The sequence below is a fragment of the Pseudomonas ficuserectae genome, assembly GCF_024584585.1.
GTDB lineage: Bacteria > Pseudomonadota > Gammaproteobacteria > Pseudomonadales > Pseudomonadaceae > Aquipseudomonas > Aquipseudomonas amygdali.
In genome coordinates this window covers 414,294-426,992 of sequence record NZ_CP085684.1, presented here as the reverse complement: position 1 = coordinate 426,992, position 12,699 = coordinate 414,294, and the positions used below count along the sequence as shown (strand labels likewise).

The window sequence follows — 12,699 nt, the reverse complement described above, 5'->3', positions numbered from 1 at the left end:
TGATATTGACTATCGTGCCGACGCTCCGCGTCGGCATGCAGTTCTGGACGCTCTGCGTCCTCTTTGTTGCGCTCCGCGTCAAACACAGGTTCTGCGACGTCAGTGCCACTGTAATAAAGAAGCGCTTTATTCATCGCTCCCACGCTCTGCGTGGTAGCGCAGTCCTGGACGCTCTGCGTCCGATCTTGAGACGGCAGCGCGGCGCCGATCTGTGACGCAGAGCGTCACGAACTGCATGTCAACGCAGAGCATTGGCACGATAGTCATCCCAAGACGTTTCATCGCACCAACAAAAACGCCGACCCAAGGGTCGGCGTTTTTTCGATCAAGCGTGCAATTACTTCTTCTGTACGCCTTCGAAGCTGATGTCCAGATCCAGCGTCTGCGACGTCGGGCCTGGGCCCTTGATGCCGAAGTCGTTCAGGTTCAGCGTCGAAGTACCGTTGAAGCCGGCACGGTAGCCGCCCCACGGATCCTTGCCTTCGCCGTTGAAGGTTGCCTTGATGACGATTGGCTTGGTCACGCCGTGCAGGGTCAGGTCGCCAGTGACGTCAGCCGTTTTCTCGCCAGTCGATTTGACTGCGGTGGAAACGAATTTGGCTTCCGGGTATTTGGCAACGTCCAGGAAATCCTTGCTGGAGATGTGTTTGTCGCGCTCGGCGTGGTTGGTGAACAGGCTGGCGGTTTTCAGCTCGACATTGATTTTGCTGGCTTCAGGCTTGGCAGCGTCGAAGCTGAACGTGCCGTTCCAGTCCTTGAAGGTACCGTGAATGAAGCTGTAGCCCAGGTGGCTGATCTTGAAGTCAACGAATGCGTGTTGACCTTCCTTGTCGATAACGTAGTCGGCGGCCATGGCCTGGCCAGCAGACAACAGTGCGGTACCCAGAGCCAGAGCGGCGAGAGACTTCTTCAACATGCTTTTATTCCCGTTTTGGTTGAACAATCAATTACGACCCAGCATGCGCTTGAGGGTCACATCGCGATCGATGAAGTGGTGTTTCAATGCAGCAAGACCATGGAGCCCCGCGAATATCACGATGACCCAGGCCAGATACAGGTGAATCCAGCCCGCCGTTTCTGCCTGATCAGGAAGGCCCGACACCAGCGCGGGCACATCGAACAGGCCGAATACTGGAATCCCCACGCCGTCGGCGGTGGAAATGAGATACCCGGCGAACATCACGGCAAACAGTGCGACGTACAAAAACAGATGGCCGAATGCAGCACCGATGCGCGTCAACTTACTGTAGCTGGTCAACGGCGGCGGTGGCGGACTGAGCAGACGCCAGACCACGCGGATCAGCATGATTGCAAACAGCGTGATGCCGATGCTCTTGTGCAGATCAGGGCCCGCCTTGCGCCACGTATCGTAGTAATCCAGCCCGACCATCCACAGCCCCAGCGCAAACATTCCAAACACGACAGCAGCCACACCCCAGTGCAGCACCATGCTGACCAGACCGTAGCGAGAGGATGAATTACGTAGCTGCATTACCAGTACCTTGTCAGAAGTGTTACCAGACTAGCTTTTTATCTATCGAATGAAAGCGCAAAATTTCGCTCGGACGTATCGAACAATACGATAGGTCTGCTTGACCTTTCGTACGCCGGTTCTGCTGGTTACACCAACACCTGACAGGCTTTACAGCATCTCAGGCTGTCCTCGCTGCGGCAGCATCTCGATAATTTGCCGTCAGTAATACTTTGCAATGACCATCGGCCGTTCGATACCGATGAACGGCATGATCCGCTCAGATATCCCCAGCCCACACAGACAGAACGAATTCAGCGCGCATAAAAAAAGGACGCGGCATACACCGCGTCCTCTTTCGCTCAGCTATTGCCCGGTCAGTTGTTAACGTCTGCGGGCGCTGTTTCAGCAGGGGTTTTGGCAGGAGCCGGTTTGCTCTGAGCCTTTTTCGCAGCTTCCTTTTTCGCAGCTTCCTTTTTTGCTGCTTCTTTCTTCGCCGCTTCTTTTTTGGCGGCTTCCTTGCTCTGCAGCTTTTTCTCAGGCTCAGCCTTGGTCGCCGGTTTCTTCGCAGGCTCGGCTTTTACCGGCGGCTTGGCAGGCTGGACAACCGGCGCAACCACGGGTGCTGGCGCGGTAACAGGTGCTGGAGCTGCAGCCGGTTCCGGGGCCTTCTCTACCGGAGCAGGTGCCGGGGCCGGTTCTTCACCACCACCAAACATGCGCGAGAAGAAGCCTGGCTTGTCGGCCTGCGGCTTGGCAGGTTCAGCCGGTTTGTCGGACGAACCACCGAACAGGTTGCTGACGAAATTGCCTTCGGACTTCTGCGAAGCCGGGGCCGGTGCTTTCGGCGGTGCAACCTTGACCGGTTCGAACGACTTGCCAGCCGCCAGATCCTGGACCTGACCGGCCGCACGCTGACCGCTGCGCAAGGCACCTTCCAGAGTGCCGGGGTACAAGGTGTCGGTGTGCTCGCCAGCGAAGGCTACACGCAGAATCGGCCGCTCCCACAGACGCCAGTATTTACTGATCTGGCCGGGGCCGAACGCCAGGTAAGAACCGCCCGTGGACGGGTCGACGCTGTAACGGCGGATTTCATAGCCGGTGTAAGCGCCACGTGCTTCAGGGTAGAACGCATGCAGGCGGATCAATACCTGATCAACCATCTGCTTGTCGCCGAAGGCCTGCATGATGCGTGCGTTGTCGCCGGACAGGTTGATCACCACGTTGGCGCCGCCCTTGAGCGCGGGCTCTACCCACAACATGCCCAGACCGGTGTTGCTGAATACTTCACCGGACATGCGTGCCTTGCTGTCCCAGACCGGGGTCTTGAACTTGAGCATGATCTGGTCGCGCCAGCCGTAGTTGGTGCTCTTGATCGCGCCCATGTGCTGAGCGTCCAGCGCAGGCGTCATCTGGATCTTGCCCAGCGAGCGCAGCGGTACGGCCATGACCACGTAATCTGCGGTGTAGCTGGTTGCGCCAGCCTTGACGGTGACCTTGTCCTTCTCCTGAACGACTGCCGTCACCGGCGAATTGGTCTTGACGGTCTTGAGCTGCTTGACGAACGCCTGGGTCAGCACCGCACTGCCACCGGGCAGGCGCGCAGCACGCAAGTCACGCTCGTCGACCGAGCGATAAACCCGCGATTGCTGGGCAAGGTACAGCAGCGACAGGCGCGAAGGCTCGTCGTAGCGGGTACGGATCTGCTGGTTGATCAACTGACGCGCTGTGGCAGGCAGGTTCAGGCGGTCCAGCCAGTTGGCGACGTTGATCTGGTCCAGCGCGAACAAGGTGCTGTTGGAAGCGGGGTTTTCCGAGTCGTCAACCGAGCGCGCGAGGTTGTCCAGCGTGTCGTTGTAGCGCTTGATGGCTTCGGCGGTCGCAGGCTGTTTGACGGCCAGGTCAGCCTGGGTGAAGTACACACCGTCGATCAGGTAGCTGGGCGTGCGAACAAATTCAGGCGCAGGCACGGTCGTCAGCTTGAAGCTGTCCAGGTAGCGGTTCAGCACAGGCTGAGCCTTGGTGTTGCCGATCCACTCGCTGGTCGCCAGACCGGAACGTCCGCCCAGGCTGGGCTTGGCTTCCAGTAGCGTCACCTGCCAGCCTTTGGCCTGCAGTTCATAGGCAGCGGTCAAGCCTGCCAGACCACCACCGACGACAATGGCGGTTCGTTGTTTTTCATCGGCGAGCGTCGAAACGCTGACCAACCCTGCCACTATCAGCGCACAGGCGCGCAGCCAACCAGAAAGCATTCGGCGAACTCCAGAAAACATAGGGAAGATTGGGCAAGTCAGCCCGGCACATCGACTTGCTGCGCAGGATACGCGAGCCATCAAATAGCCGCCAGCAATGTCCATCAGCTGTTAAAACTGCATCAAAGGTTGTTCCGCAGCCGGGCATTGCATAGGCTTGCGCGATTGTTCGTCCTCGCATCAGGCGAGTCGCTACCCGGAGATTGAAAATGGGCCTCAATGACCAGTGGATGCAACGTGACCTGAAGGTCCTGTGGCACCCCTGCACCCAGATGAAAGACCACGAAAATCTGCCGTTGATACCGATCAAGCGCGGTGAAGGCGTATGGCTTGAAGACTTCGAAGGCAAGCGTTATCTGGACGCTGTCAGTTCCTGGTGGGTCAACGTTTTCGGACACGCCAACCCGCGCATCAACCAGCGCATCAAGGATCAGGTCGACCAACTGGAGCACGTGATTCTTGCCGGTTTCAGTCATCAGCCGGTCATCGAGCTGTCGGAACGGCTGGTCAAACTGACCCCTGAAGGCCTCAACCGCTGCTTCTACGCCGACAATGGCTCATCGTGCATTGAAGTCGCGCTGAAGATGAGCTTTCACTACTGGCTCAATCGCGGCCAGCCGGACAAGAAGCGCTTCGTCACCCTGACCAACAGCTACCACGGTGAGACCATGGCGGCGATGTCGGTGGGCGACGTGCCGCTGTTTACCGAAACCTACAAGGCGCTGCTGCTCGACACCATCAAGGTGCCGAGCCCCGACTGCTATCACCGCCCGGAAGGCATGAGCTGGGAAGAGCATTCGCGCAACATGTTCGCCGCCATGGAGCAGACCCTCGCCGAACACCACGCCAGCGTTGCGGCAGTGATCGTCGAACCGCTGATTCAGGGCGCAGGCGGCATGCGCATGTATCACCCGGTCTACCTCAAGCTGCTGCGCGACGCCTGCGACCGCTATGGCGTGCACCTGATCCACGATGAAATCGCCGTAGGTTTCGGCCGCACCGGAACCATGTTCGCCTGTGAACAGGCCGGCATCCGTCCGGATTTCCTGTGCCTGTCCAAGGCGCTGACCGGTGGCTACCTGCCGCTGGCGGCCTGCCTGACCACCGATGATGTGTACGACGCGTTCTACGACGACTACCCAACGCTGCGCGCGTTTCTGCACTCACACAGTTACACCGGCAACCCGCTGGCCTGTGCGGCGGCGCTGGCGACACTGGATATCTTCGAGCAGGACAACGTCATCGAAAACAACAAGGCCCTGGCGCAGCGTATGGCGACAGCCACGGCGCATCTGGTGGACCATCCACATGTGGCGGAAGTGCGTCAGACCGGCATGGCCATCGCTATCGAAATGGTTCAGGACAAAGCCACCAAGACCGCCTACCCGTGGCAGGAACGGCGTGGCATGAAGGTCTTTCAGCATGCGCTGGAGCGCGGTGCATTGCTGCGACCACTGGGCAGTGTGGTGTATTTTCTGCCGCCGTACGTGATTACCCCGGAGCAGATCGATTTTCTGGCCGAGGTGGCCACCAAGGGCATTGATATCGCTACGCGCAGCAGTGTCAGTGTTGCCGTGCGCGAGAACTTTCATCCGGATTTCAGAGATCCGGGCTAGGGCTGGAATTTGCGGCGCCGCGACTGACGCCTTCGCGGACAAGTCCGCTCCCACGAGCGGCCCGGGCAACACCGCATTAATGTGGGAGCGGACTTGTCCGCGAAAGCGGCCATCACAAAACAACACCGGAACCGAGACACACCATGAGACTCTCCCGCTTTTTTACTGAAGCGCCGCTTAGCCTGGGCGAGCACGAACTGCCTGAGGCCCAGGCGCATTACATCAGCCGCGTGCTGCGCATGACCGAAGGTGACGCGTTACAACTGTTCGACGGATCGGGCCAGGAGTTTCGCGGCACCTTGCTGGAAGTCGGCAAGAAGCGCGTGCATGTGCAACTGACCGAAAGCTTTGCCGGGCAAGTCGAGTCAGGGCTGCGCATTCATCTGGGCCAGGGCCTGTCGCGTGGTGAACGCATGGACTGGGCTATTCAGAAGGCTACCGAGCTGGGCGTCGGCGAAATTACCCCGATTGTCAGCGAGCGCTGTGAGGTGCGTCTCAAGGACGAGCGCGCCGAAAAGCGCCAGGCGCATTGGCAACAGATCGCTATCAGCGCCTGCGAGCAGTGCGGTCGCTCGGTGGTGCCGGTGATTCATGCGCCGATGCCGCTGGACGAGTGGATCAAGCATACCGAGGCCGACCTGAAACTGGTCCTGCACCCGGTGGCCGAGCCGCTGACCAGCCATGACAAGCCAGCCAGCCTGGCCTTCCTGATTGGTCCGGAAGGCGGCTTGAACGACGCAGAAGTCGATCAGGCGCAAGCCGCTGGCTTCCACGCCGCGCGCCTCGGCCCGCGTGTTCTGCGCACTGAAACCGCCCCGGTGGTCGCGCTCAGCGTGGCGCAACAGCTGTGGGGCGATTTCTGACTACTGATGCTCGTCCCCTCCTCACAGCACATAAAAACAAATCGCCACGAAGTGCATCAAACTGCCGCTGATGACGAACAGGTGCCAGATGCCGTGAAAGTGGCGGATCTGGTCGTAGGCGAAGAACAGAATGCCGACGGTGTACAGCACGCCGCCGCCGGCCAGCCAGATGAAGCCCGCCAGGCCGAGCGCAGCAATCAGTGGTTTGACCGCCACGAGGACGATCCAGCCCATCACGGCGTAGATCACGATGGACATGATTCGCGCTTCAGAGCGGGGTTTTATCTCCTGCACAATGCCGATCAGCGCCAGCCCCCAGACGATACCGAACAGGGTCCAGCCCCACGCGCCGCGCAATGTCACAAGACAGAACGGCGTGTAGCTGCCCGCAATCATCAGGTAGATCGAAAAGTGATCGACCTTCTGCATGATCGATTTCGAACGGCCCTTGACGCTGTGGTAGATCGTCGAAACGCTGTACAGCGTGACCAGACAGGCGCCATAGATCGCAATGCTGACCACCTTCCAGACATCGCCGTGCAGACTCGCCATCACCAATAACCAGATTGCGCCGACACCGGCCAGTACTGCGCCCACCAGGTGGGACCAGGCGTTGAATTTTTCTCCGTAATACATCCGCTCAATACCCTCTTGTGGCAAAACACTGGGAGCAGAGGCTCGCGGTTATTGAAACAAATCGCAACACCCTGTTTCAGTGACGGATATTTTAAGCAGCTATCGGCGCACGACTTGTGCACAATCAGCGCACATCAATAACCAGCGCCACGACATGCAGATCGATGACGAACTGACGCTCAAGAAACTGGAAATATTCCTGGCCTTCATGCGCACCGGCAATCTGGCGCGGGCGGCGGAGGAGTTGCAGACCAGCAACGTCAGCGTGCACCGCGCCATTCACTCGTTGGAAAGCGCCCTGCGTTGCCCGCTGTTCAAACACGAAGGCCGCAACCTTACGCCGCTGGAAAGCGCGTATGTGCTGGAAGAGCGTGCGCAGAAGCTGGTGCAGGATGTGCTCGCCACCGTAGAGCTGACCCGTCAGGCGGCAGGCTTTTCGGCGGCGCGCTTCCGCCTGGGGGCCTTGTATTCACTGACCGTCAAGACGGTTCCGCAACTGATCATGGGCCTGAAAATCCGCCGCAGCGAGCTGAATATCGACCTGATTCTGGGTTCGAACATGGACCTGCTGTACAAGCTCAAGAACATGGAAGTCGACGCCATGCTGGTGTCGCTGGATGAAAGCACCCAGGACCCGGACTGCGAGCAGCTGGCGTTGTTTTCCGACGATATCTTCCTGGCTGTGCCCACCGACTCGCCGTTTGCCGAGCACAGCGAGGTGGATCTCAGCGACCTGCGTGAAGCGACATTTATCACCCTCACCCAAGGCTTTGCCACTCATCGCGATGGCATACGGGTGTTTCAGCAGGCCGGGTTCGAGCCCAAAGTGGCGATGCAGGTCAATGACATCTTCACCCTGCTGAGCATGGTCAGCTCCGGCGTCGGCTATGCGCTGCTGCCGGGGCGCATAGCCGCAGTGTATGAAAACCGCGTGCGGCTGATTCCATTGCAGAGCCGCTACCGGATGCAGCAACACATCGGCATGGTCTTTCTCAAGTCCAGAGAGCGAGACCCTAACCTGCTGGCGCTGCTGGCCGAGTGTCGGATGTATGCGAATCGCCTGCTGGAGCAGGCGACCTGATCGAAGGGATCTAACCGACGATTGCGCGCACGATGAAATACAGCGCCGACGGCCCCAGCAGACAGCCCAGTCCGGTATGAAAAGTGGCGGTCAGCGCGCCATAAGGCACCAGACGCCGATCCGTTGCCGCCAGCCCTGCGGTAACGCCGCTGACAGTACCCGCCAGACCACCGAAAACCATCGCCGAACGCGGGTTGTCCAGCCCCATCCAGCGCGCCGCCATGGGCGTACCGACCATCACCAGAATCGCCTTGATCAGGCCGGTGGCAATCGACAGGGCCATCACGTCGGAGGTCGCACCCAACGCAGCACCGGTCACCGGGCCGACGATGTAGGTCACAGCACCCGCGCCAATGGTGGTCATGCTGATTGCATCGCGGTAGCCAAACACCCAGGCAATGCTCGCGCCCACGATAAACGGCAGAATCGTGCCCAACAGCAAGGCAATTGCTCCGATCAGCCCGGCCTTGCGTGCCTCGGTTGCCTGCACTTCAAAGGCAGTCGCCACGATGGCGAAGTCACGCAACATCGCCCCGCCCATCAGGCCGATGCCTGAGAACAGCGCCATATCGGCAAGCCCCTTCTGGCCGCCGGTCAACGTGCCGCCGACCCAGGCCAGAATCAGCCCGATGACAATCGCGATGGCCGAGCCATGCACCCGGCCGAAGGTCAGGCGCTTTGAAAGCACCACCGAGACCCACATGATGATACCGACGAAGGCAAATGCGGTGATCAGCCCGTTGTGTTCAAGTCCTTTCTCGATGAGGTCCCACATATCAGCGACCTCCAGCCGGGGCTATTTCAGGCTTGATCACAGGCGTCAGCAGCGGCTCTTCCTTGGGTAAAGGCTCGCCGCGATTGGTGCGGCTGATCACTGCGATGGTGCAGGCGCAGAGCACCACAGAACCGACAGCGGCCAATACCGCCACCGGCCCGCCCTTGAGTGCGGTCACAACGTTTTGTTGCGCGGCCATCGCCACCACAACCGGTATGTACAGCGCGCCCCAGAAACCCACGCCCATTTCGCAGTCCTTGGTCATGCCGCCGTGTTTCTGCATCCACAGACGTGCGCAGATCAACAGGATCATGGCGATCCCGACCCCGCCCACATTGGATTTCACGCCCAGCAGAACGCCGAGCATGTCACCGAGAATCACGCCCGCGAGCGTGCAGATAGCCAGTAGTGCAACACCATAGATAATCATTGTTGTTATTCCTCTGTTTGCATTGCTGAAGTTGTTGTTTTTGTCCTTCGTAGCAGCTGCACGGCGGCTCTATGGAGTGCGGCGACCCTCCTCGTGCGACAGCGCGATCAGGCTGTCCAGACGCGCAGCCTGAAAGGCCAGCGCTGTTCCTTGCTGGAAGACTTTGCGCGCCAGCCCGGTCAACACGGCACCGGGCGGCAATTCGATGTGCAGGCGCACGCCTCGCTCCCAGGCAGTTTCCACGGTGCTGCGCCAATCGATGACCCGGCACATGTTGAAGGCCAGGTCGTCACGCAGTTTTTCGGCATTCAGCAGCGGACGCGCCGTACTGCCGCTGAGGTAACGTATCTTCGGTGCCTGCAACGCAATCCTTGAAAAGGCTTCTGCCAGTTGCTGCGCGGGAGCTTCCAGCAAGGCGCAATGCGACGGCACGCTGACCGCAAGACGCTTGACCGCCGCGGCCCCCGACGCCTTGGCCAAATGACCGACCTGCTGCATCGCCTCGGCGCTGCCCGATATCACCATCTGGTTGTCGGCGTTGATATTGGCGAGAAACACCGGCATTTGCGGGCTGTGTACTTGCGTGATCAGCGCCTCGACCTGTGTCTGCTCCAGACCGATCACCGCAGTCATGCCATAACCTTCGGGCCAGGCGTTCTGCATCAACTCGCCGCGCAACGCCACCAGGCGCACGGCATCGTCAAAGGCCAGCGCCCCGGAGATCACCGCTGCCGGATAAGCGCCGATGGACAACCCTGCAACGTAATCCGGCACACAGTCACGCGCCTGCAACAGACGGGCGCAGGCGACACCGGCGATCAACAGGCAAAGCTGGACGGCGCGAGTCGCTTGCAGCGCCTGAGTGCTGTCCAACGCCAGTACGTCTTCGCCCAGAGCATCGGCAGCTTCCTGCAGGCAATCGTGGACAACAGGGTCGTCGGGTAACTGATGCAGCATGCCGGCCTGCTGCGCGCCCTGACCGGGAAACACCCACAGGCTACTCATGCGCACGCCCCGATCAGATGCCACGGGTCTGCAACCAGCCGCGCCCCTGCTGCGGTCTTGAGCAACACCCGCCCCGCTGGGCGCGCCCATTCACGCAGCGCCACAGCGCCATGATCGAGTTGCAGCTGGACATCGACCCGGCAGACCGATGTTTCCAGCGCCTCGACCAATTCGGCTGCGCAACTGCGACTTAACGGCTCAGGCGTGCGCAAAATCAGGTCCAGATCGCTGTCCTGATTCAACGCCGCAATACCACTGGCCAATTCGAACCCGGCGCTGCCACCGACACCCCAGACCAGTTCCAGCGCATCCATCACCGGGCGGACCTGGCGCAAGGCACGCAACGCGGGCCAGTCCTGAATATTCTCGACCGGGCACAAGACCAATTGTTCGGGGGTTACCCGCCGATAGACATCCGTCAACAGCATGCTCGCGGCATAGCGCTGCTCACGACCGTAGCCGCGCAACCCTACGGCCACTTGACCGACTGGCACTGCCTGCCGACGCACCACAACCGGCTGCCCGGCCAGCACCGTTTCGACCGCCCATTTGGGCGCATCGTCCGGCAAGGCAGACAGTGGTATGCCCCACAGCAAATCATGGGGCAATACTGCGCAAGCGCTGTCGATCACCATTGCGCCCGCAGCAACTGGCGCACGGTAGCCGATGCCGCACGATTGCTCGCGCCCAGACGGCTGCTCAGGTCGACCCCGCTGGCCTGCACGTCTTTGATCGCACTGCTCAGAACATTGCGGACCTGAGTCAGGTCGTTCGCAGTGGGCTGCTCGATCTGGCTGACCGAGAGGGTTTCCCACAGCAGACCAAGGCTGGCATAGCTGTCAATGTCGTAGGCCATTGGCGGGATGCTGGCGGCGAGCTTTTCCAGGTCTTCGACACTGCGCAGTGTTACCCGAGCGGCGGAAGCCTTGCCCATCGCATGCACCATCACGCCGGGATCACGCAGTGCAATCAGCCGATTGGCCTGATACCCGTGGGCCAGAAACGCGCCGGACATCGCCTTGCCAACCAGCAGACCGATGACCGCATGCCCGGCAAGACGCGCCCGCGCATAGCTGTCCACCGCCCCAGCCAGCGCCTGATGAATGCCCAGCGCTTCTTCGCGGCGGCCATAGGCCTGGCTCGGCACATCGACAATCGCAATCAATGCACGCTTTTCGGCGCGGTCGCGGTCCTGCTCGATGGCATCATCCACAGCTTTGGCCAGGCCCCAGCCTTCCAGCAGACCGACCTCGCCCTGACGCGCCCGAGGGAAACGATTGCCGGTATCGGCAACCACCGCCACAAAGCGCACCGGCTGGTCGCCCAGTGAGCCATCGGCGACCTTGAGCGAGGCAGGCAGACCGTCAACTTGCGTAGCACCTGCGCTCAACGCGTTGAACCAGTGCAAACCCCGTTGTGAATAGCTCATGACCGGGCTCCTTGATAAAGGGTACGTACACTCTGCGGATCGATTTGCGCTTCGGTGTCGAGGCTGGTGAGGCGCTGCAAAAACAGTTCGTACTGGCTGCTGCGATGCGCTGCCGGTACGCCCTGATTGAGCCAGCCGCTGACCTGCTGCCGGACATCGGCCACATCGTCTGCGGCAAAACCGTCCACCAGATCACTGGCAAACCGCTGTTCGCCACCGGTCAGGCTCCAGATAAACGGGCGGTCACGGGAGTCGTATTCTTCGATGCCGGCTTCCTGCTCGATCACCTGTGGGCCGTTCAGGCCCAAGCGGGCCTCCTGGGTCACCAGCAAATAGCTGCACAAGCCCGCAGCAATGGACATCCCGCCAAAACAGCCGACGCTGCCTGCAACCACGCCGATCACTGGCTGGTACTGACGCAAGTCGACCATCGCGGCATGAATCTCGGCAATCGCCGCCAGGCCCAGATTGGCTTCCTGCAAACGCACACCGCCGGTTTCCAGCAGCACGATGGCAGCGGTGGGAATGCCATTGCGGTTGTCTTCAGCAGCCAGCTCCAGCGCGCCTGCCATTTTTGCGCCGCCGACTTCGCCCATGCTGCCGCCCTGAAACGAGCCTTCAATGGCCGCAATGACTACCGGCCGCCCGTCAACAGTGCCCTTGGCAACCACCACGCCATCGTCGGCTTGAGGGACAACGCCTTGTCTGGCAAGCCAGGGCGACATGACGCGATCAAACGGGCCAAGCAATTCGCGGAAGCTGTCGGCATCCAGCAGAGCGCGGGCGCGCTGCCGGGCACCGAGCTCGATGAAACTGTGCTGGCTCAGCAAACGTGCGTTATCAGTCATGACCGATCTCCTCGAAGCCCTGCTCCAGACGCAAGCGCACCACGCCGGGCGTGGCCCCGAAGTCGTGGATGTCGATGCTCAGCGCAGGCGGGGTCTGGCCGTCGAACATGCGCTCGAAAAGATGTTTCCAACGCAGCGAGGCACCGTTGACCGAGGTCACCACCTGAATTGATAGCTTGCCTGGCGAACCGGGCTCCAGCAGCACTTCCAGATCGCCCGAGCCAACCACACCTACCAGCGCGCGGCCTTTGGGCGGCTGTCCGGCAGGGAATTCAAAAGACAGGGTTTCCATT

General features: G+C 60.5%; 14 protein-coding genes. 3 read left to right on the top strand and 11 right to left on the bottom strand.

Going from position 1 to position 12,699, the window contains the following annotated elements; translation table 11 throughout:
* Positions 1 to 337 precede the first annotated feature (337 nt).
* The 3 genes from LJU29_RS01960 to LJU29_RS01950 all read right to left on the bottom strand — a co-directional run bounded on the left by LJU29_RS01960 (position 338) and on the right by LJU29_RS01950 (position 3,723).
* Entirely contained in the window at positions 338 to 916 is a 579-nt protein-coding gene (locus LJU29_RS01960; protein WP_005747871.1) for a YceI family protein, read from the bottom strand.
* A gap of 27 nt (positions 917 to 943) precedes the next feature.
* On the bottom strand, positions 944 to 1,492 hold the full coding sequence (locus LJU29_RS01955) for a cytochrome b (RefSeq protein WP_002551706.1): 549 nt from the start codon (positions 1,490 to 1,492) through the stop codon (positions 944 to 946).
* 356 nt (positions 1,493 to 1,848) lie between these two features.
* Positions 1,849 to 3,723 (bottom strand): flavin monoamine oxidase family protein, encoded by a 1,875-nt coding sequence (locus tag LJU29_RS01950; RefSeq protein ID WP_257111576.1) that lies wholly within the window; start codon positions 3,721 to 3,723, stop codon positions 1,849 to 1,851.
* Between the two features lie 209 nt (positions 3,724 to 3,932).
* Here LJU29_RS01950 and LJU29_RS01945 point away from each other — a divergent pair, with 209 nt between their 5' ends.
* Together LJU29_RS01945 and LJU29_RS01940 are read left to right on the top strand one after the other, a co-directional pair.
* A complete protein-coding gene (locus LJU29_RS01945) occupies positions 3,933 to 5,339 on the top strand; it encodes an adenosylmethionine--8-amino-7-oxononanoate transaminase (protein WP_057422119.1) in 1,407 nt (468 codons plus the stop codon).
* A gap of 143 nt (positions 5,340 to 5,482) precedes the next feature.
* On the top strand, positions 5,483 to 6,202 hold the full coding sequence (locus LJU29_RS01940; RefSeq protein WP_257111575.1) for a 16S rRNA (uracil(1498)-N(3))-methyltransferase: 720 nt from the start codon (positions 5,483 to 5,485) through the stop codon (positions 6,200 to 6,202).
* A gap of 21 nt (positions 6,203 to 6,223) precedes the next feature.
* Here the strand turns inward: LJU29_RS01940 and trhA are convergent, their stop codons facing one another.
* Positions 6,224 to 6,838 (bottom strand): PAQR family membrane homeostasis protein TrhA, encoded by a 615-nt coding sequence (gene trhA, locus LJU29_RS01935; RefSeq protein ID WP_257111574.1) that lies wholly within the window; start codon positions 6,836 to 6,838, stop codon positions 6,224 to 6,226.
* Positions 6,839 to 6,992: 154 nt separating this feature from the next.
* Between trhA and LJU29_RS01930 the strand changes: the two genes are divergently transcribed.
* Complete coding sequence (locus tag LJU29_RS01930) at positions 6,993 to 7,919, top strand: LysR family transcriptional regulator (RefSeq protein ID WP_057422118.1); 927 nt, start codon at positions 6,993 to 6,995, stop codon at positions 7,917 to 7,919.
* A gap of 10 nt (positions 7,920 to 7,929) precedes the next feature.
* On the opposite strand, the gene madM is transcribed toward LJU29_RS01930, so the two are convergent.
* From madM to LJU29_RS01895, 7 genes are all read right to left on the bottom strand, one after another.
* Positions 7,930 to 8,694 carry a malonate transporter subunit MadM gene (gene madM / locus LJU29_RS01925; protein WP_054996838.1) on the bottom strand — a complete coding sequence of 255 codons (765 nt, stop codon included), beginning with the start codon at positions 8,692 to 8,694 and terminating at the stop codon, positions 7,930 to 7,932.
* A gap of 1 nt (position 8,695) precedes the next feature.
* Positions 8,696 to 9,124: a malonate transporter subunit MadL gene (gene madL / locus LJU29_RS01920; RefSeq protein ID WP_002551699.1), complete on the bottom strand. Its 429-nt coding sequence runs from the start codon at positions 9,122 to 9,124 to the stop codon at positions 8,696 to 8,698.
* A gap of 69 nt (positions 9,125 to 9,193) precedes the next feature.
* Positions 9,194 to 10,129, bottom strand: coding sequence for a malonate decarboxylase subunit epsilon (gene mdcH, locus LJU29_RS01915; protein ID WP_257111573.1), 936 nt, complete (start codon positions 10,127 to 10,129; stop codon positions 9,194 to 9,196).
* Complete coding sequence (locus LJU29_RS01910) at positions 10,126 to 10,764, bottom strand: malonate decarboxylase holo-ACP synthase (protein ID WP_054996840.1); 639 nt, start codon at positions 10,762 to 10,764, stop codon at positions 10,126 to 10,128. Before LJU29_RS01910 ends, mdcH begins: the two co-directional genes overlap by 4 nt.
* Positions 10,758 to 11,558, bottom strand: coding sequence for a biotin-independent malonate decarboxylase subunit gamma (gene mdcE, locus LJU29_RS01905; RefSeq protein ID WP_005778738.1), 801 nt, complete (start codon positions 11,556 to 11,558; stop codon positions 10,758 to 10,760). The genes LJU29_RS01910 and mdcE overlap by 7 nt, the downstream gene beginning before the upstream one ends.
* The gene (locus LJU29_RS01900) at positions 11,555 to 12,406 is read right to left on the bottom strand and encodes a biotin-independent malonate decarboxylase subunit beta (RefSeq protein WP_057452928.1); all 852 of its coding nucleotides are present in this window, start codon (positions 12,404 to 12,406) and stop codon (positions 11,555 to 11,557) included. Before LJU29_RS01900 ends, mdcE begins: the two co-directional genes overlap by 4 nt.
* Positions 12,399 to 12,698, bottom strand: a complete 300-nt coding sequence (locus tag LJU29_RS01895) for a malonate decarboxylase subunit delta (protein ID WP_004654333.1) — start codon at positions 12,696 to 12,698, stop codon at positions 12,399 to 12,401. The genes LJU29_RS01900 and LJU29_RS01895 overlap by 8 nt, the downstream gene beginning before the upstream one ends.
* Between the last annotated feature and the right edge of the window lies 1 nt (position 12,699).

What these genes read in the sequence shown, in the direction of transcription:
- LJU29_RS01900 (WP_057452928.1), bottom strand. Translation starts at nt 12,406, where the DNA reads ATGACTGATAACGCACGTTTGCTGAGCCAGCACAGTTTCATCGAGCTC.
- LJU29_RS01895 (WP_004654333.1), bottom strand. Translation starts at nt 12,698, where the DNA reads ATGGAAACCCTGTCTTTTGAATTCCCTGCCGGACAGCCGCCCAAAGGC.
- LJU29_RS01955 (WP_002551706.1), bottom strand. Translation starts at nt 1,492, where the DNA reads ATGCAGCTACGTAATTCATCCTCTCGCTACGGTCTGGTCAGCATGGTG.
- trhA (WP_257111574.1), bottom strand. Translation starts at nt 6,838, where the DNA reads ATGTATTACGGAGAAAAATTCAACGCCTGGTCCCACCTGGTGGGCGCA.
- LJU29_RS01950 (WP_257111576.1), bottom strand. Translation starts at nt 3,723, where the DNA reads ATGCTTTCTGGTTGGCTGCGCGCCTGTGCGCTGATAGTGGCAGGGTTG.
- LJU29_RS01945 (WP_057422119.1), top strand. Translation starts at nt 3,933, where the DNA reads ATGGGCCTCAATGACCAGTGGATGCAACGTGACCTGAAGGTCCTGTGG.
- mdcH (WP_257111573.1), bottom strand. Translation starts at nt 10,129, where the DNA reads ATGAGTAGCCTGTGGGTGTTTCCCGGTCAGGGCGCGCAGCAGGCCGGC.
- mdcE (WP_005778738.1), bottom strand. Translation starts at nt 11,558, where the DNA reads ATGAGCTATTCACAACGGGGTTTGCACTGGTTCAACGCGTTGAGCGCA.
- LJU29_RS01930 (WP_057422118.1), top strand. Translation starts at nt 6,993, where the DNA reads ATGCAGATCGATGACGAACTGACGCTCAAGAAACTGGAAATATTCCTG.
- madM (WP_054996838.1), bottom strand. Translation starts at nt 8,694, where the DNA reads ATGTGGGACCTCATCGAGAAAGGACTTGAACACAACGGGCTGATCACC.
- LJU29_RS01960 (WP_005747871.1), bottom strand. Translation starts at nt 916, where the DNA reads ATGTTGAAGAAGTCTCTCGCCGCTCTGGCTCTGGGTACCGCACTGTTG.
- LJU29_RS01910 (WP_054996840.1), bottom strand. Translation starts at nt 10,764, where the DNA reads ATGGTGATCGACAGCGCTTGCGCAGTATTGCCCCATGATTTGCTGTGG.
- LJU29_RS01940 (WP_257111575.1), top strand. Translation starts at nt 5,483, where the DNA reads ATGAGACTCTCCCGCTTTTTTACTGAAGCGCCGCTTAGCCTGGGCGAG.
- madL (WP_002551699.1), bottom strand. Translation starts at nt 9,124, where the DNA reads ATGATTATCTATGGTGTTGCACTACTGGCTATCTGCACGCTCGCGGGC.